The sequence below is a fragment of the Pediococcus sp. AC40 genome (assembly GCF_030252485.1).
GTDB classification, from domain to species: Bacteria; Bacillota; Bacilli; order Lactobacillales; family Lactobacillaceae; genus Pediococcus; species Pediococcus acidilactici.
In genome coordinates this window covers 1,345,422-1,367,518 of sequence record NZ_CP127012.1, presented here as the reverse complement: position 1 = coordinate 1,367,518, position 22,097 = coordinate 1,345,422, and the positions used below count along the sequence as shown (strand labels likewise).

Here is a 22,097-nt window from a genome sequence, read left to right as displayed (position 1 = left end):
CATAGTTTATTTTTACTATTTATGGTGGTTAATAAAGCTTAATCCCACATATCATTTACTACCACGGTTTGTTCACGGTCAGGACCGATTGAAAAGGCACTAACTTGTACGCCAGTAATTTCTTCGATCTTCTTAAGGTAGTTTTTCGCGTTGGCAGGTAATTCATCGTAAGACTGCATTTGGGTTAAATCTTCTTGCCAACCTGGCAAAGTTTCGTAAATTGGGGTTAAGTTTTCGAGTTCCTTTTCAGAAGCTGGGTAATAATTAATTATTCCGTGATCGGTTTGGTAACCGGTACAAATTTTCACTTCGTCGAAGCCGGACAAGACATCGAGACAGTTGACGACTAAGTCAGTCAAACCGTTGACGTCGGCAACGTACTTCATCAAAACTCCGTCAAACCAACCAATCCGCCGCGGACGGTGGGTAACGGTACCGTATTCGTGAGCAACTTCGCGAATGCGATCACCAATTTCGTTAATTTGTTCGGTTGGGAAAGGACCTTCACCAACTCGAGAAACGTATGCCTTACATACGCCAATGACGTGCTTGATTTTAGTTACCCCAATTCCAGAGCCGGTAGCAGCACCACCAGCCGTCGGATTTGAGGAGGTAACGAATGGGTAGGTACCATGGTCAATATCAAGCATGGTTCCTTGGGCGCCTTCAAAAAGAACCCGTTTTTGTTCGTGCAATTTAGTGTTGATTAAGTAACTGGTATCGGTGATGTAATCTTTTAGGATTTGTCCGTATTCAGCGTATTGCTTTGTAAGTTCATCCACGCTTGGTAATTGTTCCCAAAGATCGTCATCCAAAACCCGTTGCTTTTGAGCTAGGTTGAAGGCAATCTTTTCTTTTAATCCTTCAGCGTCAAGCAAGTCGACGGCCCGGATCCCGATCCGTTGCATCTTATCCATGTATGCCGGACCAATGCCCTTATTGGTAGTACCAATTTTTTCGCCGTTTTTAGAGCGATCACGTTCTTGTTGTTGATCTTGCAAGATGTGGTAAGGGAAAATGATGTGTGCCCGGTCAGAAATTCTTAAGTGGTCGGTGTTTACGCCGGCTTGATTTAATTCTTTAATTTCGTCTAATAGGGTGTGTGGGTTAACCACGGTTCCGTTGCCAATAATGCAAATTGAATTAGGTGCCAAAATTCCGGATGGGATTAGTCGCAAGGCAAGCTTTTGATCGTTAACGACCAAGGAATGACCTGCGTTATCTCCACCAGAGTAACGAACGGTAACATCAGCGTTTTGTCCCAAAAAATCAATGATCTTACCCTTTCCTTCGTCGCCCCACTGGCTGCCGATTACTACTGTAGCTGTCATCTTCATTCCTCCATTTTTATCAATACACAACTTCCTGATAATAACATAAAATAGGGTAAATTTAAATGAGTCGACCCGAATTATTGGAAGGGTTAAGCATTTGATAGTTCGCGTTTATTAATTAGGGAGAGTTTGATAAAATAGGTTAGTAAATAATTTTTTTAGGACGAGGGGTAATCTAAATGATTGATCGTTATACGCGACCTGAAATGCAAAAAATATGGAACCGGCAAGCGCAGTTTGACAGCTGGCTAGAAGTTGAAATTGCGGTAGTCAAAGCTTGGAATAAGGTCGGAAAAGTTCCGGATGAAGACCTAGCGCTAATTGAGAAGAATGCGCGCTTTGATATTGACCGAATTGATGAAATTGAAAGTCAGACTCACCATGACGTGATTGCTTTTACAAGGGCGGTTTCCGAATCTTTAGGTGAAGAACGGAAATGGATCCATTACGGTTTGACCAGTACCGACGTGGTTGACACTGCACAGTCGTTGCGGATTAAAGCAGCTAACAAAATCATCGCAGCTGATTTAGAAAAGCTCCAAGCAACTTTGAAGGAAATGGCAACCAAGTATAAAGACCTGATTACGGTAGGGCGGACCCACGGGATTCACGCGGAACCAACTACGATCGGTTTGAAATTCCTACGCTGGTATTCCGAAATCAACCGCAATATTGAACGCTTCAAGCAGGCTCGCCAACACATTGAAGTGGGTAAAATCAGCGGTGCGGTAGGAACGTTTGCTAATATCACTCCTCAAATTGAAGAGTGGGTTTGCGAAATGTTGGGAATCCGGCACCAAGAAATTTCCACCCAGATTTTGCCACGGGATTTACACGCCGAATACTTAAGCGTGCTAGCATTGATTGCTTCCCAAATTGAAGAAATGGCAACTGAAATTCGGCATTTACAACGTACCGAAGTTAACGAAATGCGGGAAGGCTTTGCCAAGGGTCAAAAGGGTTCTTCCGCAATGCCTCATAAACGTAATCCGATCGGCTCAGAAAATGTTTCTGGTTTAAGTCGGGTGGTGCGTGGCGAAATGGTTACGGCCTTTGAAAACATGAATTTGTGGCACGAACGTGATATTTCGCATTCTTCGGCAGAACGGGTAATTTTACCGGACGCGACTTCCTTGGTGGACTATGTATTAAACCGGATGAACCGAATTTTAAATAACCTGGTCATTAACGAAGACGAAATTAAAAAGGATTTGGAAATGACCCACGGGTTGATTTTCTCACAACAAGTCATGTTGAAGCTCATCGATAAAGGTTGGACTCGGGAAGAAGCTTACGACACTGTTCAACCAATTGCCATGGAAGTTTGGAATACTGGGCAGCATTTTATGGACTTACTGCTTAAAGATAGTAAAATAAAGACGACGTTAAGTGATGAAGAAGTTAAATCAATTTTTAACTATCGCTACCACTTGAAGAACGTTGACGCGATTTACCAACGTTGTGGAATTAACGTAGAATAAGCAGGTGCGAAACCAGGAAGCGAGGAATTAAAATGGGTGCAAACGAAGCTTTACTGATTATTGATTATACAAATGATTTTGTTGCTACGAACGGAGCGTTAACGACTGGCAAGGTGGGCCAAGCAATTGAACCAGCCTTGATTAAAGCCGCTAATCGGGAACTTCGCGAAGGTGGTTGGGTAATGCTACCAACGGATCTACATGTTGAAAAGGATCCCTACCATCCCGAAACCAAATTATTTGATGCGCATAATTTAGAAGGATCCTGGGGACGGGAATTGTACGGCCAATTAAAGGACTGGTACGAATTGAATCAGGATAATCCGCGGGTCCGGCAGTTTGCTAAAACTCGTTATAGTTCCTTTGCGGGCACAGATTTAGACATTCGTTTACGTGAACGTCACGTAGATACTTTGCGATTAGCAGGGGTTTGTACGGATATTTGCGTCTTGCATACGGCAGTTGATGCCTATGACCTGGGTTACCAGTTAATTATTGACCCAACGACGGTCGCAACGTTCACCGAACACGGTCAAGAATGGGCGTTGTCCCATTTTAAAAATGCGTTAGGGGCGACGATTGAATAGCTGATTTAAAATAAAATTGAGTATCTAATAAATTAAGAAGTGTAGTGCTAGCTTAGTGGATAAGTGGGCGTTGCACTTTTTTTATAGCTAAATGCTTTTTAGCCCCGCTAGAGAAGCCGTCCATTTAAGCGCTTTTTTATGCTAGAATGGAGATAAACAATAAATCGCGGAGGGCGCAGATGAGCTTTACTCTAAAAATCATGCGAAGCATTTTTTCAATCCCTCCTAACTAAGTTTTTAGGGAGGATTCCATATTTATTGTAAATAACTTAAAGGAGATTGATTAAATGGTTGAAGCAATTAATTTAAAAGCAGGAATGACGTTTATTAAGGATGGTAAGTTGATTAAAGTTCTTGAAACGAACCACCATAAGCCTGGTAAGGGAAACACGGTAATGCAAATGAAGCTTTACGATGTACGTTCGGGAGCTACCGTGCAAACTACGATGCGGCCAACCGAAAAAGTTGAGCAAGCAATTGTGGATACTAAGGAAGCCCAATACCTATATCGGCAAGACGATACGGCGATTTTCATGGACACGGAGACTTACGAACAATACGAACTGCCAATTTCAAGTATTGAACAAGAAATGAAATACTTACTAGAAAATACGGAAGTGAAAATCAACTTCTATGGTGACGAAGTGATTGGGATTACTCTTCCAACTACGGTAGAACTCAAGGTTGTGGAAACTTCACCTTCCATTAAGGGGGCAACGGTAACTGGTTCTGGTAAACCAGCCACTATGGAAACCGGTTTGGTAGTTAACGTTCCGGATTTTGTCCAAGAGGGCGAAACGTTAATTATTAATACCGAAAAGGGTACTTACACAAAACGGGCGTAATTGCGCAGTCTTAGAATAGAATAATTAATCTACTTTTCGCAGTTAGACGACGTTGCGAGGAAATGCTTGAAGCTGGGAATTTTTCCCAGTTTTTTTGTTTCCGTGGATGGAAGCGGTTAACGTAGTAGGAAAGTTAACCGCGATAAAGTTGAGTACTATTTTAGACTTTTAGGGAAACCTTTACATTTTTGGCAATTGGGTGTACTTTTTAATTGTTCTAAAGTAGAAATGGGGGTTAGCTGATGATTAAGTCTAAAATTGGGTCGGTATTTTTTGTATTGCTCTACGTGTATTTGTTTTACTTGGTGGCTACTAACCAAATGATGCCTGCAATGTACGTAATGGCGGGCGGAATGCTGTTGGAGTCAGTAATATGCTTAATACATAACTTTAAAATGGGAGGGAAATCAAAATGATTACAAAGTATCTATATGATGAAAACGCCTATGATTACCATGACGGTGGGTACCGCCCGTTAAAAAAGGCGCCCGGAGAAGAACACCCATTGAACGTTCCGGATTTTTTGAAACCTGATCGAATAGAAGGAAATGAAATTTATTATACGGTAACTGCACAAGCTGGAGAAACGAAGATTTTGCCTGGCAAGCCAACGCACACTTGGGGGTACAACGGTAGTATTTTAGGTCCGGCAATTCAGTTTGAAACTGGTAAGACCTACCACGTCACTTTAAAAAATGAATTAGACGAAGTTACTACTTTCCATTGGCATGGATTGAATATTGTGGGGCCCTACGAAGACGGGGGACCTCATGCGCCAGTCTATCCGCACGGGGAACGCAAAATTACGTTTACGGTCGACCAACCGGCGGCTAACATTTGGTTGCATCCGCATCCATGTCCAGAAACGGCGCGCCAAGTTTGGAATGGGCTGGCAGCACCGGTAATTATTACCGATGGACACGAACAAAGCCTTAAGCTTCCGCGGCGCTGGGGAGTTAATGATTTTCCAGTGGTATTGCAGGATCGTAGCTATCACGATAATCAACTAGATTACAAAGCCGACTACGATGTGGACGGGACCTTGGGCGATTACGCGTTGGTTAACGGCACGGTCAATCCGGTGGTTAACGTTACTAAGCCAATTGTCCGGTTACGTTTCTTGAATGGTTCTAACCGGCGGGAATGGCGGCTTCACTTTGCGGATTATCATCCCTTCACCCAGATTGGTAGCGACGGGGGACTGTTGCCGGAAGCCGTTGAAATGGATCGCATTATGCTGACCTGTGCGGAACGGGCCGACGTATTGGTTAACTTCTCCGATTACCAACCGGGTCAAGAGGTAATTTTGCAAACCGACGATTTTAACTTAATTAAGTTCAAAATTGGCGACATTAAGAAGGAAAATATGCTGCTACCATCACCATTGGCAGAAATCCCAGCATTGTCCGTTGACGAAAATACTCCGGTCTTCAAAACGGTGATGTCCGGGATGGATGATCAAGTGCGGTTGGATGGCAAGTTGTTTGATATGCAACGAATTGACACCCGCCAGCAAGTTGATCAAACCCAAATTTGGGAAGTTTCCAACACTAACGACATGGAAGGTGGGATGATTCACCCGTTCCACATCCATGGCTGCCAATTCCAATTGATTGATCGCAACGGGCACGCGGTTAATCCCAACGAGCACGGTTGGAAAGATACCATTGGAGTTAACCCTAACGAAACGGTTCGGATTAAGGTTAAATTTACCAAATTAGGAATCTTTATGTACCACTGCCACATTTTGGAACACGAAGATACCGGAATGATGGCCCAAATTGAAATTTTTGATCCAGATCACCCAATTGAATATCATCTAATGCCAATGAACCATAAAATGTAGGAATTAGGGAGTGTTTTACGGTTAAGGTCAACGAGCTAACGTGCATTAGCGGTCGGCAATCAATCGGAGTGACTTCCAGTTAGAAACTTGGCGGATTACGGATGCGGAAGCGATCTTGGATGAGCACGAACTTCCGTTGACAAGCATATTTCGGAAGCGTATTATATTAAGCGTCTATGAATACGATAAATATAATATGAAAGAAGGAGTTCGGAAATGTCAGGACATTCAAAGTGGCATAATATTCAAGGCCGTAAAAACGCCCAAGACGCAAAACGTGGTAAAATTTTCCAACGGATCTCCCGGGAGATCTACGTGGCAGTTAAAGCTGGGGGTCCGGACCCTTCTGCCAACCCTCAACTTCGCTTAATGATGGATAAAGCTCGTGCAGCTAACATGCCAAAAGATAACATTAAACGTGCTATTGACAAGGGTAGCGGTACTGGTGGAGCTAACTACGAAGAAATTACTTACGAAGGTTATGGACCAGCAGGAACCGCAATTATCGTTTCTGCTTTGACTGATAATAAGAACCGGACGGCTGCAGCTGTTCGTTCTGCATTCACTCATCATGGTGGTTCACTAGGAGCTACTGGTTCAGTTTCGTACATGTTCGACCGGAAGGGCTACATCGTTATTAAACGCGAAGGTTTGGATAAAGACGAAGACCAAATGATGGAAGATGCTATCGAAGCAGGTGCGGATGACGTACAAACTTCTGATGAAGTATTCGAAATCTACACGGATCCTAAAGAATTTGCTGCCGTTCGTGATGCACTTGAAGCTAAGGGCTATGATTTGGCAAATGCTGAATTAACTATGATTCCGGAAACGGAAACTCAAGTTCCTGCTGATAAAGTAAAGCAATACACGGGATTAATCGACGAATTGGAAAACAACGACGACGTTTCAGAAGTATACGAAGCTGCTGTTTTACCAGATGACGCTGAATAATAATGAATTTCAGAACCAACCCCATTTTATGCGGGTTGGTTTTTTTGTGCCGTTTTAGTAAAAGAAAGTTTCAATGGTGGTAGGCGGGCATAAAACCGGTATGGTAAAATCATTGCATACGTAATGATAATTGAGGTGGCAAAATGACTAATAAAGTAGTTGTGCTAGGTAGTTTAAACGTGGATCGGATTTTACAGATGGATCGAGTCCCCGAACCTGGCGAAACATTAGCATTAAATAATCAAGACATGGCCGGTGGCGGTAAAGGAGCTAACCAGGCAATTGCTGCTGCTCGCTCTGGTGCGCAAACGAGTTTTATTGGCCGGGTTGGCGCAGACGAAAACGGTAAGTTCATGCTGCAACAGTTGGTTAATAGCGGAGTTACTACCGACTTGGTAGCGGTAGACGAGGATGCAGGTACTGGACAAGCATTTGTGATGGTAGAAAAGAGTGGCGAAAACCGAATTTTAATTTATGGCGGTGCCAATGCGCAATTATCCGCCACAGACGTGAAGAAGGCCCAAACACAAATTGCTACAGCAGATTTAATGGTTGCCCAACTAGAAACTCCTGTAGAAACGACGCAATTTGCTTTCCAAATGGCTAAAGAGTTGGGAGTTAAAACCATTTTGAATCCCGCACCAGCGGTGGCTAAGTTACCAGCAGAGCTACTAAAAAATACGGATGTGATCACCCCGAACGAAACGGAAGTCGAAATTTTAACTGGAATTGCCGTGACTGACGAAGCGGCAATGTTAAAAGCAGCCCAACGCTTACACGACCTAGGCGTGGCGACCGTAATTATCACCCTAGGAAGTAAGGGTGTGTTCTACGACGATGGTGTGCAACACGGAATCGTTCCGGCATTTAAAGTCCGGGCGGTGGATACAACTGCAGCGGGAGATACTTTCTTAGGTGCTTTAAGCTCGGAATTAAATCCTGATTTAAGTAATTTAAAAACCGCCATTGAGTATGGTAACAAGGCCTCTTCGTTAGCAGTCCAAAAGATGGGGGCGCAACCTTCAATTCCGACTCGGAAAGATATTCTGAAATAAATTTCTATTTCGGTAGGTAAAAAACATTTAGTTGTAAGAAAGTCAAAGTGGGTTGTCCGTTAAGTAAAGCCAATTAAGCTTGCAAATACGATTTATTACCAGAAATGGCGACCAAATTAAAGGAACCTCTTAAGAATTTTTCGATTCTTAAGGGGTTCCTTTGTAGTTTTTTAAGGTAATTAAGGTTAGCAGTTTTGCTCACCGCGGTGATAACAAATTTACTAATTAAAAAAAAGTTTAAAAAAATAAATTTGCCGACTTTTCGTATCTACATGATGAGGAGGCGAAATGAGTAGTGGATATAACAAACCAATTAAGTCGAATTATGCAAGAAAGCATTGTTCATCATGATAGTGATTTGTTTATTATGCCCCGTAACGATAAATACCAGGTGCTTTATCGAAATGTGCAGGGATATCGCAAGTCTACGCACATCGAACAGCGGGAAGCCGAACAAATTATGTCATATATCAAGTATCGCGCAGATATGTCAATAAGTGAACGACGTCGACCCCAAAGCGGCGCCATGACCTGGTTGGCAGCCGATGGTCAGGTGGTAAATTTACGAATTTCAACGGTAGGTGACTTTTTAGACCGTCCCTCGATGGTGGTTCGCTTTATTTACGAGTTGAAGCAGCAACGTGAAATTTTAGACCCGGTCAGCCTGCAAGATATTGAAGCGGCGGCGCGTTTAAGGGGGATGATTGTTTTTTCTGGGCCAACTGGTTCGGGGAAGACTACGTTAATTTACGAGATTGCTAAAAAGTTAAGTGGTTCAAAACTCGTAATGTCGATTGAAGATCCGGTAGAAATTCAAGAAAATAACTTCCTGCAATTACAGGTTAACGAGAAGTCCGGAATGACCTACCAAGCATTGTTAAAAAGTGGACTACGAAACCGACCAGATATATTTATTATTGGCGAAATTCGGGATAGTAAAACGGCCGAAATCGCGGTTCAAGCTGCGCTAAGTGGTCACTTAGTATTAACTACTTTGCATTGTAAAAGCACGGAAGGGGTTTGGGACCGGTTGCTAGAGTTGGGAGTGCAAGAAGATTATTTAAAGGAGGCGCTAACTGCCACCATTTACCAACGGATTATTCCAATTAAAAATGGTTCTATCCGAATTCTAGCGGAAATGAAGTCATTCCACCCATTGTTAAAAACTAAGTCACCAAGGTGGCAGACCAAGTTAGAGGAGTGGAAAAACAGTGGCCAAATTACCAACGAAGTATATCAGGACTACCAGTACGGGTAAAATACCTTTAGCAGATCAGGCATTTATCTTCTCCACGATGGTGGATTTGTTAAAAATGGGCATTTCGCTAAGAAAAAGCGTAGATTTTATTCGCATTATGCGACCTTCGATTGCTAAACCGATGCAAAACGTGATTGAACAGCTGCAGCGCGGGCAATCTTTTTCGGCCGCCTTTCAGCCTTACGTAAGCACGAACATTTATTATCAACTGGCAATTGCAGATCAGCATGGGGGCCTTGTTAGGACGCTCAACACGATTGCTCAAATTTTCACCAGTCAGGAACGGCAACGAAAAAAACTACGGTCAGTGATCCAATATCCGTTATTTTTGCTATTGTTTTTAGGACTCATGATGGTGGGAATGCGGATTTACATCATGCCAGAAGTAGCAGATTGGAATCGGGAAACTAAAAGTTGGGATAGCCAATTAATTAAGGCAGGGTGGGCAGCAGTCTTTTTGGTTGCGTTAGCAGCGCTAGGATATTATTTCTGGAAATTTAAACGTTCCAGCATTACTAACCAAGTCAACCTTCTTTGTCGCTTGCCCATCATTGGGCCGCTTTACCAAAATTATTGCCACTATTATTTATTAGCAAACCTATCTTTTCTAATTGCCAACGGGATGTCTGTGGGAAGTATTTGTAAATACCTTAACCAGTTAGATTCAAAATCGTTGTTGCACCAAATTGGGCGGAAGGTTGAACACAGCATTGCGAACGGCCGGCAGGTGGATCAAATTATTCAAAAGGCTGTTTATCTGCCAACCGAACTAAGTTTGCTAATCCAAAAAGGAAGTCAAAAAGATGCCTTAGCAACGGAAATTTACGCGTTGTCAATGATGAAGTACAAAAGCTTAATTAGTCGGATTGAACGTTTGATTTTAGTAGTTCAACCAATCTTATTCGGCATTATTGGGATAGTGATTGTAATTATGTACTGGAACCTATTGATGCCAATGTATAACTCAATAAAGGAAGTGTCGTAATGAAAAACAGAATTAAGAAAGCGTTTACATTAATTGAAATGACGGTCGTGTTGTTTATCATTTCATTATTAATCCTAATCATTTTACCAAACGTAACTAGTCAAAAACATAATGCTCGCAACATCCAGGGCGATGCACTTACCGAAGTTGTTCAAACTCAAGTGGACTTGTATGAAAATGAATACAATCATTTACCGGAAAGCTTAGATGATTTAAAGGAAAAAGGATACTTATCGGATAAACAAATGGACCAAGTTAATCGGGACGGGATTAAAGTAGATAGTAGCGGTCATGTTAGCCGTAGCTGATGTCCGGAAAGCGGGATTTACCCTTTTAGAAAGCATTGTGGTATTGTTAATCACTTGTAGCACAATTGGAATGGGGTTGGTTAATTTTCGGGGAGCCCATAGTGAACAGCAGGAGAAAATATTTTTTAAACGTTTTGAAATGGGTTGGCAGGAAATGGAACGGTTGGCAATGTATGAAGGTTGCCAGGGCTCGGTAATTTTTATTAAAGACGATCACAGCGTGATGTTTCATTGGCAGCACGGACGGGAGCGACACTCTAAATATTTAGATTTACCTCCTAACTTAGAGCCGTATACCGACCGGACCATTCGGATTGGTCGAGACGGGATTGTTACCCCCACGACGGTGATTTTACAGGAGAATGGCCAAAACAAATACCGCTTAGCAGCACAGTTAGGATGGGGTGTTTATGAAATTACCCGGGTATAAAAAGACTGGCACGTTGCTTTATGAAGGAATCGTGGGACTATTTATTCTGGGAAGCTTTTTAGCAGTTATGATGAACACTTGGCATAGTTGGCAGGTTAGTATTAGGGAAAACCGAATCGAGCTTAATCAAGAACGGGAAGTTTTAAATGAACTCAGGCAAAAATTATAAATACGGATTTACATTGGCTGAAGCAATTTTAGCATTATTAATTATGGTACTGATTGTTAACTTAACAATCATGGCAGTCAAAGCAACTAAGCATAAAGCTGAAGCTGACTTTGAAGACAAAATTACCGAGGTTGTTCAAGATTTAGAATCAAAACGGCACGATTTTCGTTTGAAAGAAGTTCGCCCTAATCGCTTGATCTTGTATTCAGAAGCGCAAAAGAAGCGTTACGAGCTGGAGTACTATTCGCAAAAAAATATGCTGCGTTATACTCCCGGGCATATGCCGTTGATGCCGGGGGTGCGTGCGGTTTCTTTCAAACGGGTCGGTAATTTAGTTCAAATTAAAATGAAGGTTTATGGAGGCAACTATAGTGCGTACGCGTTTATTCCACCAGCCGAAAAAGAAAGCTAGCGCGATGATTACCGCCTTGTTTGTATTAACGTTTATGGCGGGAATTAATCTGTTTTTGAGTGACCAAGCACGGCAAACGATTTTGCGATTAAAAAATGAACAAGCGACCACCCAAGTTAAAATCTTAGCCAACCAGTTTTTATTACGTTACCGAGAAAAAGAAATTAAAAAGTTGACTAATAAAAAACTGGGTACGGTAGAATTAAATCAGGATCAAAACTTGACGATAAAACTCAAGAAAGGTAATACTGTAAAGGTTAGATTTAACGAAAGTGGATATTAGTGAGGAAGGATCGCAAATGGATACAGAAAAAATTGAAAAAATATACCGTGTTTTTAAGGAATCAACCGAACTATTACAAAAAAATTTGGACGTGGATTTTTTAGATGCGTTCATTGAAACGGGGGATAACTTAATTACGGGAGAAATCCAAGTTGAAGACGGTAAACCAGATCAAGCAACAGTGCAAAAATTAAAGCAAGTTTACGCAGATTTTAACTGGCAGGAATATGAACCTGAAGAGCTTCGCAAAGCCATCCAATTGGTGATGATCCAAGCAAACCGGGTCGAACGCATCCAAGCTAATCACCAATTTACTCCGGAAGCAATTGGAATGCTTTTTAACTACATCATTGAGAATTTGCCGTTATCCCAAGATCAAGTATCAATATTCGACCCGGCAGTTGGCACGGGGAACTTGCTATCAACCATTTTGAATTATTTTCAAGATCACCAAGTTAAATTCAACGGGACAGGAATCGATAATGACGATACTATGCTTGCGATTGCAAGTATGTCCTTTATTTTCGAGCATTTAAAAGTGGATCTCTACCATCAAGACAGCATCGATAATTTGTTGGTTAAAAATGCTGATATTGTAGTTTCAGATTTGCCGGTTGGATATTACCCAATTGATGAGCGAACGGTTGGTTTTGAGACGCGTAGCTCGGAGGGACATTCCTTTGTACACCATTTATTAATTGAGCAATCAATGAAGGCGGTACGGTCGGGCGGCTTTGGAGTTTATTTAGTTCCAAGTAACCTTTTTCAAACGGAAGAGGCCAAAAAGCTACTAGCATTTTTCCATGACAAAATTTATTTACAGGCGATTTTAAACTTGCCAAGTAAGATGTTTAAAGACGCTAAAGCACAAAAATCGATTTTAATTCTGCAAAAGGTGGGTCAGAATGCTAAACAGGCTGATCAAGTTTTGTTAGGTGAATTCCCAGACTTTAAGGAGCAAAAGGAAATGGTGGCGTTCCTCAAGGATTTCAAAAAATGGGCGCAAAAAAGTTTAAAATAATTGTTTAAATTGCTTAATTATTTTTAAGCACAGTTACCCCCGATAATTCCGATGCCGCAGGCTGGAGACCTCTGATAGAGGTTTCCAGTTTTTTTCGTAGAGGGAAATTGTACAAAGTTCTTATAGCCGCGGTACAATTAAAAATGATTCTTAGTTAGAATGAAAAAATTAAGGGAAAGTAATGAAGAGGATGATAATTTGAATTTTTTTACGGCAGATACCCATTTTTTTCATAAAGAGCTACTAAAAGACCATGACTTTGCGCCACGTGATTTTACAAATATTTATGCGATGCACGAAGCAATAATTAAAAATTGGAATCAACGGGTGACGGATCGGGACGTGGTTTATCATTTAGGCGACATTGCGTTAAATTTTGTGCGCCCAGAAAAAAAGGCGCATGAAGAGGTGTACGAACTATTAAAACGGCTTAACGGGCGACTAGTTTTAATTAAGGGGAATCATGATTCGCGGAGTTTATTTAAATATTTATCTAAACATAATTACTTAGTGAATGGTAAGCCGAAATTTGAATTTCATTCGGTAGGAACAATTATTAAAATGAATCACCGGCAGTTAATTATGAGCCACTACCCAATTATGCTAGGGATTGTCCAGCAAGTGATTAATTTGCATGGGCACATCCATCATTACAGCGTGAATATTAAGGAAAATATCAATGTGGGGGTCGACACTCCTGAAAAGGATTATTTAGATTACCGAATTCCGTTTGGCGCCCCCTTTTCTGAAAGTGATATTGAACAAATGATTGACGGAAAAAGAATTGACTTTAAAAAACGGCGTTAAGCTGTAGGCTATGGAAAAGTTACGGTAATTAAAGTAAGATATTGACCTGTACGTTCCTTTTAATTTAGGATGGTGCTATACAATAAGCGGGGAATAGTGATGAATAAAAAAACAAATGAAGAGTTGGCGGAAATGCGACGTCCGGTGGTTAACCGGGTCGTTCAAGTCAATACAGACGAGGTTCTAATCAACGATCACGAATATCGTTTAGAAAAAAATTATCGCGATGCGTTTGATGAAGAATTGATGGCCGAACGCTTTGTCGGGTTGTTGAGCCGGTACGACTTTATTGTTGGGGATATCGGTTCGGGACAATTACGGCTGAAGGGCTTTTTTGCAGATGAAGAAAAGGTGCCTAACGAATTAAAAATCAGTCGTTTCGAAGACTACCTTTTTGAAATTTGTAGTTTTGGGTGTCCATACTTTATATTACGTAATATGCAAGTTAATGAGCGTTCAAAGCGACGCTGGATTAAAGAATGGCACCGCGCAGAAACTAAGCATAAAGCAAAACGACCGGTTTCGAAGAAGGCTAAATCACGCAAGCCAGTTGCAAAACGACGTAACGAAGTGGTGGGTACCGGTAAAAAGAAACGACAAAAAACTTTTAAAATAAGGGAGAAAAAGAAGTAATGATTGAAAATTATGGTGGATATATGATTGATTTAGACGGAACGATGTACCGGGGAAAAGAGAAGATTCCGGCAGCTAAGCGGTTCGTCGAACGGTTACAGGAAAAGCAGATTCCGTTTTTGTTCGTAACTAACAATACGACTAAAACTCCAGAAGACGTAGCAAAAAATTTGACGGAAAACCATGATATTAAAGTGAAACCGGAAAATGTTTATACGGCTGCTTTGGCTACTGCAGATTATTTGGATGGAATTGCTAACAAAGATCATCGCAAAGTCTACATTATCGGTGAAATCGGGTTGAAACGTGCAATTTTAGCGAAGGGGTTTGAAATGGAAGAAGACCACCCCGACTACGTGGTTGCCGGGTTGGATTACGATGTTACATATCATAAATTTGAGGTAGCAACCTTAGCAGTAAAAAAAGGTGCTAAATTTATTGGCACCAACGCGGACACTAATTTGCCTAATGAACGGGGATTAGTACCGGGTGCGGGCTCTGTAATTGCTTTGCTAGAGCGTTCAACGCAGCAAAGGGCCTTTTATATCGGAAAGCCAGAAACCATTATTATGGAAAAGGCATTAAAGGTAATGGGGTTGCCAAAGGATCAGGTAGTTATGGTGGGAGACAATTACATGACTGACATTTCCGCTGGAATCAATTTTGGCATGGATACTTTATTGGTGTATACGGGGGTTTCAACGCCTGAATTGGTGGCAAAGCAGGCGGTTAAACCTACGCACGAAATTAATAGTTTTGATGAATGGCAATAAAAATGCGCAAACTAATGGCAGCTTTATTGACAATTTGGGTTGGGATTAGTGGTGCGATTTTTCTTACAATCAATTCGCCCTGGTTGTTTCATTGGTCATTAACGGCGCGAACTGTTCACACAACGGGTTTAACTACTGCGCAGGTTATCAAAAATTATCACCAACTATTAGCGTACTTAGAATTTCCCTGGGTGAAACGTCTTAACTTGGCGGATTTCCCTTTTTCTAAGGGAGGGTTAATTCATATGGCGGCGGTAAAAAATCTGTTTTTATTAAATTCCATTACGTTGGTATTGGCAATCGGCGGACTACTATTAATTTGGCACCGAATTTTTAGAGAAAAACAGGAGTGGCAAATGTTGCGTTTCTTTCAGATTGCCATTGTGGTAACTCCGTTAATCATTTTTTTCTTGGCAGTGGATTTTAACCGTTATTTTATTATTTTTCATCAAGTCTTTTTTAGGGATAATTATTGGATTTTTGATCCAAAAACGGATCCGATTATCAACGTATTAACGGATCGGTTTTTCGCGCTTAGTTTCGCCTTAATAGGAATTCTTTTTGAAATGTACATGATCATTTTTTATCGAATAATAAAAAAACAGGTCCTAACGTAGACCTCCGTTTAATAAGTGGGGTTACGTTAGTTGACCTGTTTTTTTGATTTTGACTTGATGAACGAAATTATTGCAGGAATTAGGGAAACGACGATAATGCCAATTACCACTAATGAAAAATGCTCTTTTACAAATGGGATGTTGCCAAAGAAGTAACCAGCACCACAGCAAACGGCTACCCAAGCAAAATTCCCCACGATGTTATAGCGGATGAATGATCGGTAAGGCATGTTAGCTCCAGCAGCAACAAAAGGAGCGAAAGTTCTAATGATGGGCATGAACCGTGCTAGGGTGATGGAAATGTTACCATGCTTCTCGAAAAACTGCTGAGCTTCGTCCATTTTTTCGTCACTGATAAACTTACCAAAGAAGGGATGCCTGCGCAGTGCCATTCCGACGTGCTTTCCTAAAAAGAAGTTTAGGGAGTCTCCCAATAAGGCTGCAAGAGAAAATAAAATGATGAACGCCCAAACGTTTAGCCCGTATTCAGGTTTAGCAGAAAGAGCAGTAGCTGCAAATAAAAGGGAATCACCTGGTAGAAACGGGAGAATTACGGCACCAGTTTCAATAAAGATAATGGCAAATAGAATTAAGTAAGAATAGTTACCGAAGTTATTTACAATAGTTACCAAGTGTTCGTCAATGTGAAGAACAAAGTCAATTAGAGTTTGCAAAGAATCATTCCTTATCTAAAAATTTAGGTATCATATATTGAGGATTTAACTTTCAACGTCTAGAAAGCCTTGTTTTAATCCCGCTTTTCTTGAATCCGCAGTCTATATTATCATACAGTTAGGGAAGGAACTTTGCTTTTTTAAAAGATTACCTTAAAATTAAACTTTTAGAGGGGGAGCAGAGCAATATGTATAAACTAGGAGAAATACTTGAAGTAAAAATCGTTGGCATCCGGGATTACGGTCTTTTTATTCAGGATAAAAAGGGACGTAAGGGGTTAATACATGTTTCCGAGTGTGACAATCAGTATATTAGAAATATGCACCACGCTTTTGATATTGGAGAAAAAGTTCAAGCGGTGGTAATGGAAGATGATGGCAATCGACGCTTTGCGCTGTCAATTCGTGCTTTAAAGGAAACCAAGGGTAACTTAAGTAAGTACCCTAGGCCAATTAATTTTTATGTTAATCATAAGCATTTTTGGACAAAAAGCCACTATGATGCAGGTTTTAAGCCGTTAGCAGAGCACTTGGAGGGGTGGAAAGCGGAAAAATTAAAATAATTTAGAAAAATGGGTTGACGTACCCGTATAAAACTTGGTACTATATTTGAGCGGCGTTAAGGAAGACGTCGTTCATGAGATTTCAAATTAAAACAATTTAAAAAAAGTTGTTGACAATTGATTCTCACGGTGATATATTTAAATAGTTGTCAAAAACGTTATAAACGTTGATATGACAACGCTGGTAGACCTTTGAAAACTGAACAAAATTTTGACAAACGATCGTGTGAGGACTCGCAAATCAAATTGATTTAGTGAGAACAAACATGCGAAGTCAATTCGCAAAAACAAACAATTAATGAGCTTGAAAAAGACTCATCATTTTAATATGAGAGTTTGATCTTGGCTCAGGATGAACGCTGGCGGCGTGCCTAATACATGCAAGTCGAACGAACTTCCGTTAATTGATTATGAGGTGCTTGCACTGAATGAGATTTTAACACGAAGTGAGTGGCGGACGGGTGAGTAACACGTGGGTAACCTGCCCAGAAGCAGGGGATAACACCTGGAAACAGATGCTAATACCGTATAACAGAGAAAACCGCCTGGTTTTCTTTTAAAAGATGGCTCTGCTATCACTTCTGGATGGACCCGCGGCGCATTAGCTAGTTGGTGAGGTAACGGCTCACCAAGGCGATGATGCGTAGCCGACCTGAGAGGGTAATCGGCCACATTGGGACTGAGACACGGCCCAGACTCCTACGGGAGGCAGCAGTAGGGAATCTTCCACAATGGACGCAAGTCTGATGGAGCAACGCCGCGTGAGTGAAGAAGGGTTTCGGCTCGTAAAGCTCTGTTGTTAAAGAAGAACGTGGGTGAGAGTAACTGTTCACCCAGTGACGGTATTTAACCAGAAAGCCACGGCTAACTACGTGCCAGCAGCCGCGGTAATACGTAGGTGGCAAGCGTTATCCGGATTTATTGGGCGTAAAGCGAGCGCAGGCGGTCTTTTAAGTCTAATGTGAAAGCCTTCGGCTCAACCGAAGAAGTGCATTGGAAACTGGGAGACTTGAGTGCAGAAGAGGACAGTGGAACTCCATGTGTAGCGGTGAAATGCGTAGATATATGGAAGAACACCAGTGGCGAAGGCGGCTGTCTGGTCTGTAACTGACGCTGAGGCTCGAAAGCATGGGTAGCGAACAGGATTAGATACCCTGGTAGTCCATGCCGTAAACGATGATTACTAAGTGTTGGAGGGTTTCCGCCCTTCAGTGCTGCAGCTAACGCATTAAGTAATCCGCCTGGGGAGTACGACCGCAAGGTTGAAACTCAAAAGAATTGACGGGGGCCCGCACAAGCGGTGGAGCATGTGGTTTAATTCGAAGCTACGCGAAGAACCTTACCAGGTCTTGACATCTTCTGCCAACCTAAGAGATTAGGCGTTCCCTTCGGGGACAGAATGACAGGTGGTGCATGGTTGTCGTCAGCTCGTGTCGTGAGATGTTGGGTTAAGTCCCGCAACGAGCGCAACCCTTATTACTAGTTGCCAGCATTCAGTTGGGCACTCTAGTGAGACTGCCGGTGACAAACCGGAGGAAGGTGGGGACGACGTCAAATCATCATGCCCCTTATGACCTGGGCTACACACGTGCTACAATGGATGGTACAACGAGTCGCGAAACCGCGAGGTTTAGCTAATCTCTTAAAACCATTCTCAGTTCGGACTGTAGGCTGCAACTCGCCTACACGAAGTCGGAATCGCTAGTAATCGCGGATCAGCATGCCGCGGTGAATACGTTCCCGGGCCTTGTACACACCGCCCGTCACACCATGAGAGTTTGTAACACCCAAAGCCGGTGGGGTAACCTTTTAGGAGCTAGCCGTCTAAGGTGGGACAGATGATTAGGGTGAAGTCGTAACAAGGTAGCCGTAGGAGAACCTGCGGCTGGATCACCTCCTTTCTAAGGAATAATACGGAACCGCACACGAGTCAAAGTTTTGTTTAGTTTTGAGAGGTCTACTCTCACTTTTGTTCTTTGAAAACTGAATAATATCTATAATTTTCTAATTTTAATTAATCATAATTAAACCGAGAGAAAACCGCGTAATTTTAAAGAGTTAAACAAGATTAGTTCAAAATAATCGCAATACTCAATTAATCGCTTTACCGTAGGTAAAGTTAGGTTAAGTTAGGAAGGGCGCATGGTGGATGCCTTGGTACTAGGAGCTGATGAAGGACGGGACTAACACCGATATGCCTCGGGGAGCTGTAAGTAAGCTTTGATCCGGGGATTTCCGAATGGGGCAACCCAATAGTTTTAATCGACTATTATCCGCATCTGAATTCATAGGATGTGTGAAGGTAAACGTGGGGAACTGAAACATCTCAGTACCCACAGGAACAGAAAGAAAATTCGATTCCCTGAGTAGCGGCGAGCGAAACGGGAACAGCCCAAACCAAGAAGCTTGCTTCTTGGGGTTGTAGGACTGAACATTTGAGTTACCAAAGAGCTTGATAGCTGAAGGGCCTGGGAAGGCCAGCCAGAGAGGGTGACAGCCCCGTAAGTTAAATCAAACTCCCTCAGTTCAGGATCCTGAGTACGGCGGAGCACGTGAAATTCCGTCGGAATCCGGGAGGACCATCTCCCAAGGCTAAATACTACCTAGTGACCGATAGTGAACCAGTACCGTGAGGGAAAGGTGAAAAGCACCCCGGAAGGGGAGTGAAATAGTTCTTGAAACCATGTGCCTACAAGAAGTCAGAGCCCGTTAATGGGTGATGGCGTGCCTTTTGTAGAATGAACCGGCGAGTTACGTTCGTATGCCAGGTTAAGTTGAAGAGACGGAGCCGAAGCGAAAGCGAGTCTGAAGAGGGCGAATTAGTATGCGGATGTAGACCCGAAACCAAGTGACCTACCCATGTCCAGGTTGAAGGTGCGGTAAAACGCACTGGAGGACCGAACTCGTGTACGTTGAAAAGTGCTGAGATGAGGTGTGGGTAGCGGTGAAATTCCAAACGAACTTGGAGATAGCTGGTTCTCTCCGAAATAGCTTTAGGGCTAGCCTCGGAATTAGGATCGTGGAGGTAGAGCCACTGTTTGGACTAGGGGCCCGTCATGGGTTACCGAATTCAGATAAACTCCGAATGCCATCGATTTATGTCCGGGAGTCAGACGGTGAGTGATAAGATCCATCGTCGAAAGGGGAACAGCCCAGACCACCAGTTAAGGTCCCTAAATATATGTTAAGTGGAAAAGGATGTGGAGTTGCATAGACAACTAGGATGTTGGCTCAGAAGCAGCCACCATTTAAAGAGTGCGTAATAGCTCACTAGTCGAGTGATCCTGCGCCGAAAATGTACCGGGGCTTAAACATATTACCGAGACTGTGGATGCCACCATTAGGTGGCGTGATAGGAGAGCGTTCTAAGGGCGATGAAGGCAGACCGTGAGGACTGTTGGAGCGCTTAGAAGTGAGAATGCCGGTATGAGTAGCGAAAGATAGGTGAGAATCCTATCCACCGTATGACTAAGGTTTCCTGGGGAAGGCTCGTCCTCCCAGGGTTAGTCGGGACCTAAGCCGAGGCCGAGAGGCGTAGGCGATGGATAACAGGTTGAGATTCCTGTACTAGTTAAACTTGTTTGAACAATGGAGGGACGCAGGAGGCTAAGGAATGCACCCGATTGGAAGTGGGTGTCCAAGCCGTAAGTCTGAAGTCGAGTCAAATGCTTGATTTCTTAAGGACAAGCGGTGATGGGGAGTGAAATTTAAGTAACGAAGTTCCTGACGTCACGCTGCCGAGAAAAGCTTCTAGTTAGAGTTTAACTACCCGTACCGCAAACCGACACAGGTAGTCGAGGAGAGTATCCTAAGGTGAGCGAGAGAACTCTCGTTAAGGAACTCGGCAAAATGACCCCGTAACTTCGGGAGAAGGGGTGCTGATCGCAAGATCAGCCGCAGTGAAAAGGCCCAGGCGACTGTTTATCAAAAACACAGGTTTCTGCAAAATCGTAAGATGACGTATAGGGGCTGACGCCTGCCCGGTGCTGGAAGGTTAAGGGGATGAGTTAGCGTAAGCGAAGCTTTGAACTGAAGCCCCAGTAAACGGCGGCCGTAACTATAACGGTCCTAAGGTAGCGAAATTCCTTGTCGGGTAAGTTCCGACCCGCACGAAAGGCGTAACGATCTGGGCACTGTCTCAACGAGAGACTCGGTGAAATTATAATACCCGTGAAGATGCGGGTTACCCGCGACAGGACGGAAAGACCCCATGGAGCTTTACTGTAACTTGATATTGAGTGTTTGTACAGCTTGTACAGGATAGGTAGGAGCCGTAGAATCCGGAACGCTAGTTTCGGAGGAGGCGCAAGTGGGATACTACCCTCGTTGTATGAACCCTCTAACCCGCGCCACTAATCGTGGCGGGAGACAGTGTCTGGTGGGCAGTTTGACTGGGGCGGTCGCCTCCTAAAAGGTAACGGAGGCGCCCAAAGGTTCCCTCAGAATGGTTGGAAATCATTCGCAGAGTGTAAAGGCAGAAGGGAGCTTGACTGCGAGACAGACAGGTCGAGCAGGGACGAAAGTCGGGCTTAGTGATCCGGTGGTTCCGTATGGAAGGGCCATCGCTCAACGGATAAAAGCTACCCTGGGGATAACAGGCTTATCTCCCCCAAGAGTTCACATCGACGGGGAGGTTTGGCACCTCGATGTCGGCTCATCGCATCCTGGGGCTGTAGTCGGTCCCAAGGGTTGGGCTGTTCGCCCATTAAAGCGGTACGCGAGCTGGGTTCAGAACGTCGTGAGACAGTTCGGTCCCTATCCGTCGCGGGCGTAGGAAATTTGAGAGGAGCTGTCCTTAGTACGAGAGGACCGGGATGGACACACCGCTGGTGTACCAGTTGTTCCGCCAGGAGCATCGCTGGGTAGCTATGTGTGGATGAGATAAACGCTGAAAGCATCTAAGTGTGAAACTCGCCTCAAGATGAGATTTCCCATTGCCTTCGGGCAAGTAAGACCCCTGAGAGATGATCAGGTAGATAGGCTAGAAGTGGAAGTGTAGCGATACATGGAGCGGACTAGTACTAATCGGTCGAGGACTTAACCAAGTAGAACGTGGCAAGTA

Annotated in this window: 22 protein-coding genes and 2 rRNA genes; 22 read left to right on the top strand and 2 right to left on the bottom strand. The window is 43.0% G+C overall.

Annotation, left to right across the window (positions count from 1 at the left end; genetic code table 11):
* Positions 1-38 precede the first annotated feature (38 nt).
* Positions 39-1,331, bottom strand: a complete 1,293-nt coding sequence (locus NL111_RS06745; RefSeq protein WP_159208529.1) for an adenylosuccinate synthase — start codon at positions 1,329-1,331, stop codon at positions 39-41.
* Between the two features lie 182 nt (positions 1,332-1,513).
* Here NL111_RS06745 and purB point away from each other — a divergent pair, with 182 nt between their 5' ends.
* The 19 genes from purB to NL111_RS06650 all read left to right on the top strand — a co-directional run bounded on the left by purB (position 1,514) and on the right by NL111_RS06650 (position 15,798).
* Positions 1,514-2,815, top strand: coding sequence for an adenylosuccinate lyase (gene purB, locus NL111_RS06740; protein ID WP_002832039.1), 1,302 nt, complete (start codon positions 1,514-1,516; stop codon positions 2,813-2,815).
* Positions 2,816-2,847: 32 nt separating this feature from the next.
* On the top strand, positions 2,848-3,402 hold the full coding sequence (locus NL111_RS06735) for a cysteine hydrolase family protein (protein WP_002832038.1): 555 nt from the start codon (positions 2,848-2,850) through the stop codon (positions 3,400-3,402).
* Positions 3,403-3,689: 287 nt separating this feature from the next.
* On the top strand, positions 3,690-4,247 hold the full coding sequence (gene efp / locus NL111_RS06730; protein ID WP_002832037.1) for an elongation factor P: 558 nt from the start codon (positions 3,690-3,692) through the stop codon (positions 4,245-4,247).
* A gap of 242 nt (positions 4,248-4,489) precedes the next feature.
* On the top strand, positions 4,490-4,663 hold the full coding sequence (locus NL111_RS06725; RefSeq protein WP_002832035.1) for a hypothetical protein: 174 nt from the start codon (positions 4,490-4,492) through the stop codon (positions 4,661-4,663).
* The gene (locus tag NL111_RS06720; protein ID WP_058121504.1) at positions 4,660-6,093 is read left to right on the top strand and encodes a multicopper oxidase family protein; all 1,434 of its coding nucleotides are present in this window, start codon (positions 4,660-4,662) and stop codon (positions 6,091-6,093) included. The genes NL111_RS06725 and NL111_RS06720 overlap by 4 nt, the downstream gene beginning before the upstream one ends.
* A 216-nt stretch (positions 6,094-6,309) precedes the next feature.
* Positions 6,310-7,047, top strand: a complete 738-nt coding sequence (locus NL111_RS06715) for a YebC/PmpR family DNA-binding transcriptional regulator (protein ID WP_002832031.1) — start codon at positions 6,310-6,312, stop codon at positions 7,045-7,047.
* 143 nt (positions 7,048-7,190) lie between these two features.
* Positions 7,191-8,102: a ribokinase gene (gene rbsK, locus NL111_RS06710; protein WP_285110072.1), complete on the top strand. Its 912-nt coding sequence runs from the start codon at positions 7,191-7,193 to the stop codon at positions 8,100-8,102.
* Positions 8,103-8,397: 295 nt separating this feature from the next.
* Entirely contained in the window at positions 8,398-9,360 is a 963-nt protein-coding gene (gene comGA, locus NL111_RS06705) for a competence type IV pilus ATPase ComGA (protein WP_058121505.1), read from the top strand.
* Positions 9,314-10,345, top strand: a complete 1,032-nt coding sequence (gene comGB / locus NL111_RS06700; protein WP_236252642.1) for a competence type IV pilus assembly protein ComGB — start codon at positions 9,314-9,316, stop codon at positions 10,343-10,345. The genes comGA and comGB overlap by 47 nt, the downstream gene beginning before the upstream one ends.
* Positions 10,345-10,653, top strand: a complete 309-nt coding sequence (gene comGC, locus NL111_RS06695) for a competence type IV pilus major pilin ComGC (RefSeq protein WP_004165396.1) — start codon at positions 10,345-10,347, stop codon at positions 10,651-10,653. Before comGB ends, comGC begins: the two co-directional genes overlap by 1 nt.
* The gene (locus NL111_RS06690; protein WP_036672306.1) at positions 10,637-11,083 is read left to right on the top strand and encodes a type II secretion system protein; all 447 of its coding nucleotides are present in this window, start codon (positions 10,637-10,639) and stop codon (positions 11,081-11,083) included. The genes comGC and NL111_RS06690 overlap by 17 nt, the downstream gene beginning before the upstream one ends.
* Positions 11,064-11,252 carry a hypothetical protein gene (locus tag NL111_RS06685; RefSeq protein WP_002832025.1) on the top strand — a complete coding sequence of 63 codons (189 nt, stop codon included), beginning with the start codon at positions 11,064-11,066 and terminating at the stop codon, positions 11,250-11,252. Before NL111_RS06690 ends, NL111_RS06685 begins: the two co-directional genes overlap by 20 nt.
* Positions 11,230-11,664, top strand: coding sequence for a competence type IV pilus minor pilin ComGF (locus tag NL111_RS06680; RefSeq protein ID WP_270516071.1), 435 nt, complete (start codon positions 11,230-11,232; stop codon positions 11,662-11,664). The genes NL111_RS06685 and NL111_RS06680 overlap by 23 nt, the downstream gene beginning before the upstream one ends.
* Entirely contained in the window at positions 11,624-11,947 is a 324-nt protein-coding gene (locus tag NL111_RS06675) for a conjugative coupling factor TraD, SXT/TOL subfamily, traD (RefSeq protein WP_270516073.1), read from the top strand. Before NL111_RS06680 ends, NL111_RS06675 begins: the two co-directional genes overlap by 41 nt.
* A 16-nt stretch (positions 11,948-11,963) precedes the next feature.
* Positions 11,964-12,968: a class I SAM-dependent methyltransferase gene (locus NL111_RS06670; protein ID WP_270516076.1), complete on the top strand. Its 1,005-nt coding sequence runs from the start codon at positions 11,964-11,966 to the stop codon at positions 12,966-12,968.
* 198 nt (positions 12,969-13,166) lie between these two features.
* Complete coding sequence (locus NL111_RS06665) at positions 13,167-13,775, top strand: metallophosphoesterase (RefSeq protein ID WP_270516093.1); 609 nt, start codon at positions 13,167-13,169, stop codon at positions 13,773-13,775.
* Positions 13,776-13,874: 99 nt separating this feature from the next.
* Positions 13,875-14,408, top strand: coding sequence for a YutD family protein (locus NL111_RS06660; protein WP_002832021.1), 534 nt, complete (start codon positions 13,875-13,877; stop codon positions 14,406-14,408).
* Complete coding sequence (locus NL111_RS06655; RefSeq protein ID WP_270516079.1) at positions 14,408-15,181, top strand: TIGR01457 family HAD-type hydrolase; 774 nt, start codon at positions 14,408-14,410, stop codon at positions 15,179-15,181. Before NL111_RS06660 ends, NL111_RS06655 begins: the two co-directional genes overlap by 1 nt.
* Positions 15,172-15,798 carry a TIGR01906 family membrane protein gene (locus tag NL111_RS06650; RefSeq protein ID WP_119179052.1) on the top strand — a complete coding sequence of 209 codons (627 nt, stop codon included), beginning with the start codon at positions 15,172-15,174 and terminating at the stop codon, positions 15,796-15,798. The genes NL111_RS06655 and NL111_RS06650 overlap by 10 nt, the downstream gene beginning before the upstream one ends.
* Positions 15,799-15,824: 26 nt before the next feature.
* Here NL111_RS06650 and NL111_RS06645 read toward each other — a convergent pair whose 3' ends face one another.
* Positions 15,825-16,472: a VTT domain-containing protein gene (locus NL111_RS06645; protein ID WP_002832019.1), complete on the bottom strand. Its 648-nt coding sequence runs from the start codon at positions 16,470-16,472 to the stop codon at positions 15,825-15,827.
* Between the two features lie 188 nt (positions 16,473-16,660).
* Between NL111_RS06645 and NL111_RS06640 the strand changes: the two genes are divergently transcribed.
* The 3 genes from NL111_RS06640 (at position 16,661) to NL111_RS06630 (ending at position 22,080) form a co-directional block, all read left to right on the top strand.
* Entirely contained in the window at positions 16,661-17,035 is a 375-nt protein-coding gene (locus tag NL111_RS06640; RefSeq protein WP_002832018.1) for a S1 RNA-binding domain-containing protein, read from the top strand.
* Positions 17,036-17,359: 324 nt separating this feature from the next.
* Positions 17,360-18,936: ribosomal RNA gene (locus NL111_RS06635) — 16S ribosomal RNA — on the top strand.
* A gap of 221 nt (positions 18,937-19,157) precedes the next feature.
* Positions 19,158-22,080: ribosomal RNA gene (locus tag NL111_RS06630) — 23S ribosomal RNA — on the top strand.
* Together the 16S and 23S rRNA genes form the textbook arrangement of a ribosomal RNA operon.
* Positions 22,081-22,097: the final 17 nt, after the last annotated feature.

Excerpts from the sequence above, each read along its gene's own strand:
- NL111_RS06640 (WP_002832018.1), top strand. The coding sequence starts at position 16,661 with ATGTATAAACTAGGAGAAATACTTGAAGTAAAAATCGTTGGCATCCGG.
- NL111_RS06655 (WP_270516079.1), top strand. The coding sequence starts at position 14,408 with ATGATTGAAAATTATGGTGGATATATGATTGATTTAGACGGAACGATG.
- NL111_RS06715 (WP_002832031.1), top strand. The coding sequence starts at position 6,310 with ATGTCAGGACATTCAAAGTGGCATAATATTCAAGGCCGTAAAAACGCC.
- NL111_RS06725 (WP_002832035.1), top strand. The coding sequence starts at position 4,490 with ATGATTAAGTCTAAAATTGGGTCGGTATTTTTTGTATTGCTCTACGTG.
- NL111_RS06660 (WP_002832021.1), top strand. The coding sequence starts at position 13,875 with ATGAATAAAAAAACAAATGAAGAGTTGGCGGAAATGCGACGTCCGGTG.
- NL111_RS06745 (WP_159208529.1), bottom strand. The coding sequence starts at position 1,331 with ATGACAGCTACAGTAGTAATCGGCAGCCAGTGGGGCGACGAAGGAAAG.
- rbsK (WP_285110072.1), top strand. The coding sequence starts at position 7,191 with ATGACTAATAAAGTAGTTGTGCTAGGTAGTTTAAACGTGGATCGGATT.
- NL111_RS06650 (WP_119179052.1), top strand. The coding sequence starts at position 15,172 with ATGGCAATAAAAATGCGCAAACTAATGGCAGCTTTATTGACAATTTGG.
- comGC (WP_004165396.1), top strand. The coding sequence starts at position 10,345 with ATGAAAAACAGAATTAAGAAAGCGTTTACATTAATTGAAATGACGGTC.
- NL111_RS06680 (WP_270516071.1), top strand. The coding sequence starts at position 11,230 with ATGAACTCAGGCAAAAATTATAAATACGGATTTACATTGGCTGAAGCA.
- NL111_RS06735 (WP_002832038.1), top strand. The coding sequence starts at position 2,848 with ATGGGTGCAAACGAAGCTTTACTGATTATTGATTATACAAATGATTTT.
- efp (WP_002832037.1), top strand. The coding sequence starts at position 3,690 with ATGGTTGAAGCAATTAATTTAAAAGCAGGAATGACGTTTATTAAGGAT.
- NL111_RS06690 (WP_036672306.1), top strand. The coding sequence starts at position 10,637 with ATGTTAGCCGTAGCTGATGTCCGGAAAGCGGGATTTACCCTTTTAGAA.
- purB (WP_002832039.1), top strand. The coding sequence starts at position 1,514 with ATGATTGATCGTTATACGCGACCTGAAATGCAAAAAATATGGAACCGG.
- NL111_RS06720 (WP_058121504.1), top strand. The coding sequence starts at position 4,660 with ATGATTACAAAGTATCTATATGATGAAAACGCCTATGATTACCATGAC.
- NL111_RS06670 (WP_270516076.1), top strand. The coding sequence starts at position 11,964 with ATGGATACAGAAAAAATTGAAAAAATATACCGTGTTTTTAAGGAATCA.
- NL111_RS06685 (WP_002832025.1), top strand. The coding sequence starts at position 11,064 with ATGAAATTACCCGGGTATAAAAAGACTGGCACGTTGCTTTATGAAGGA.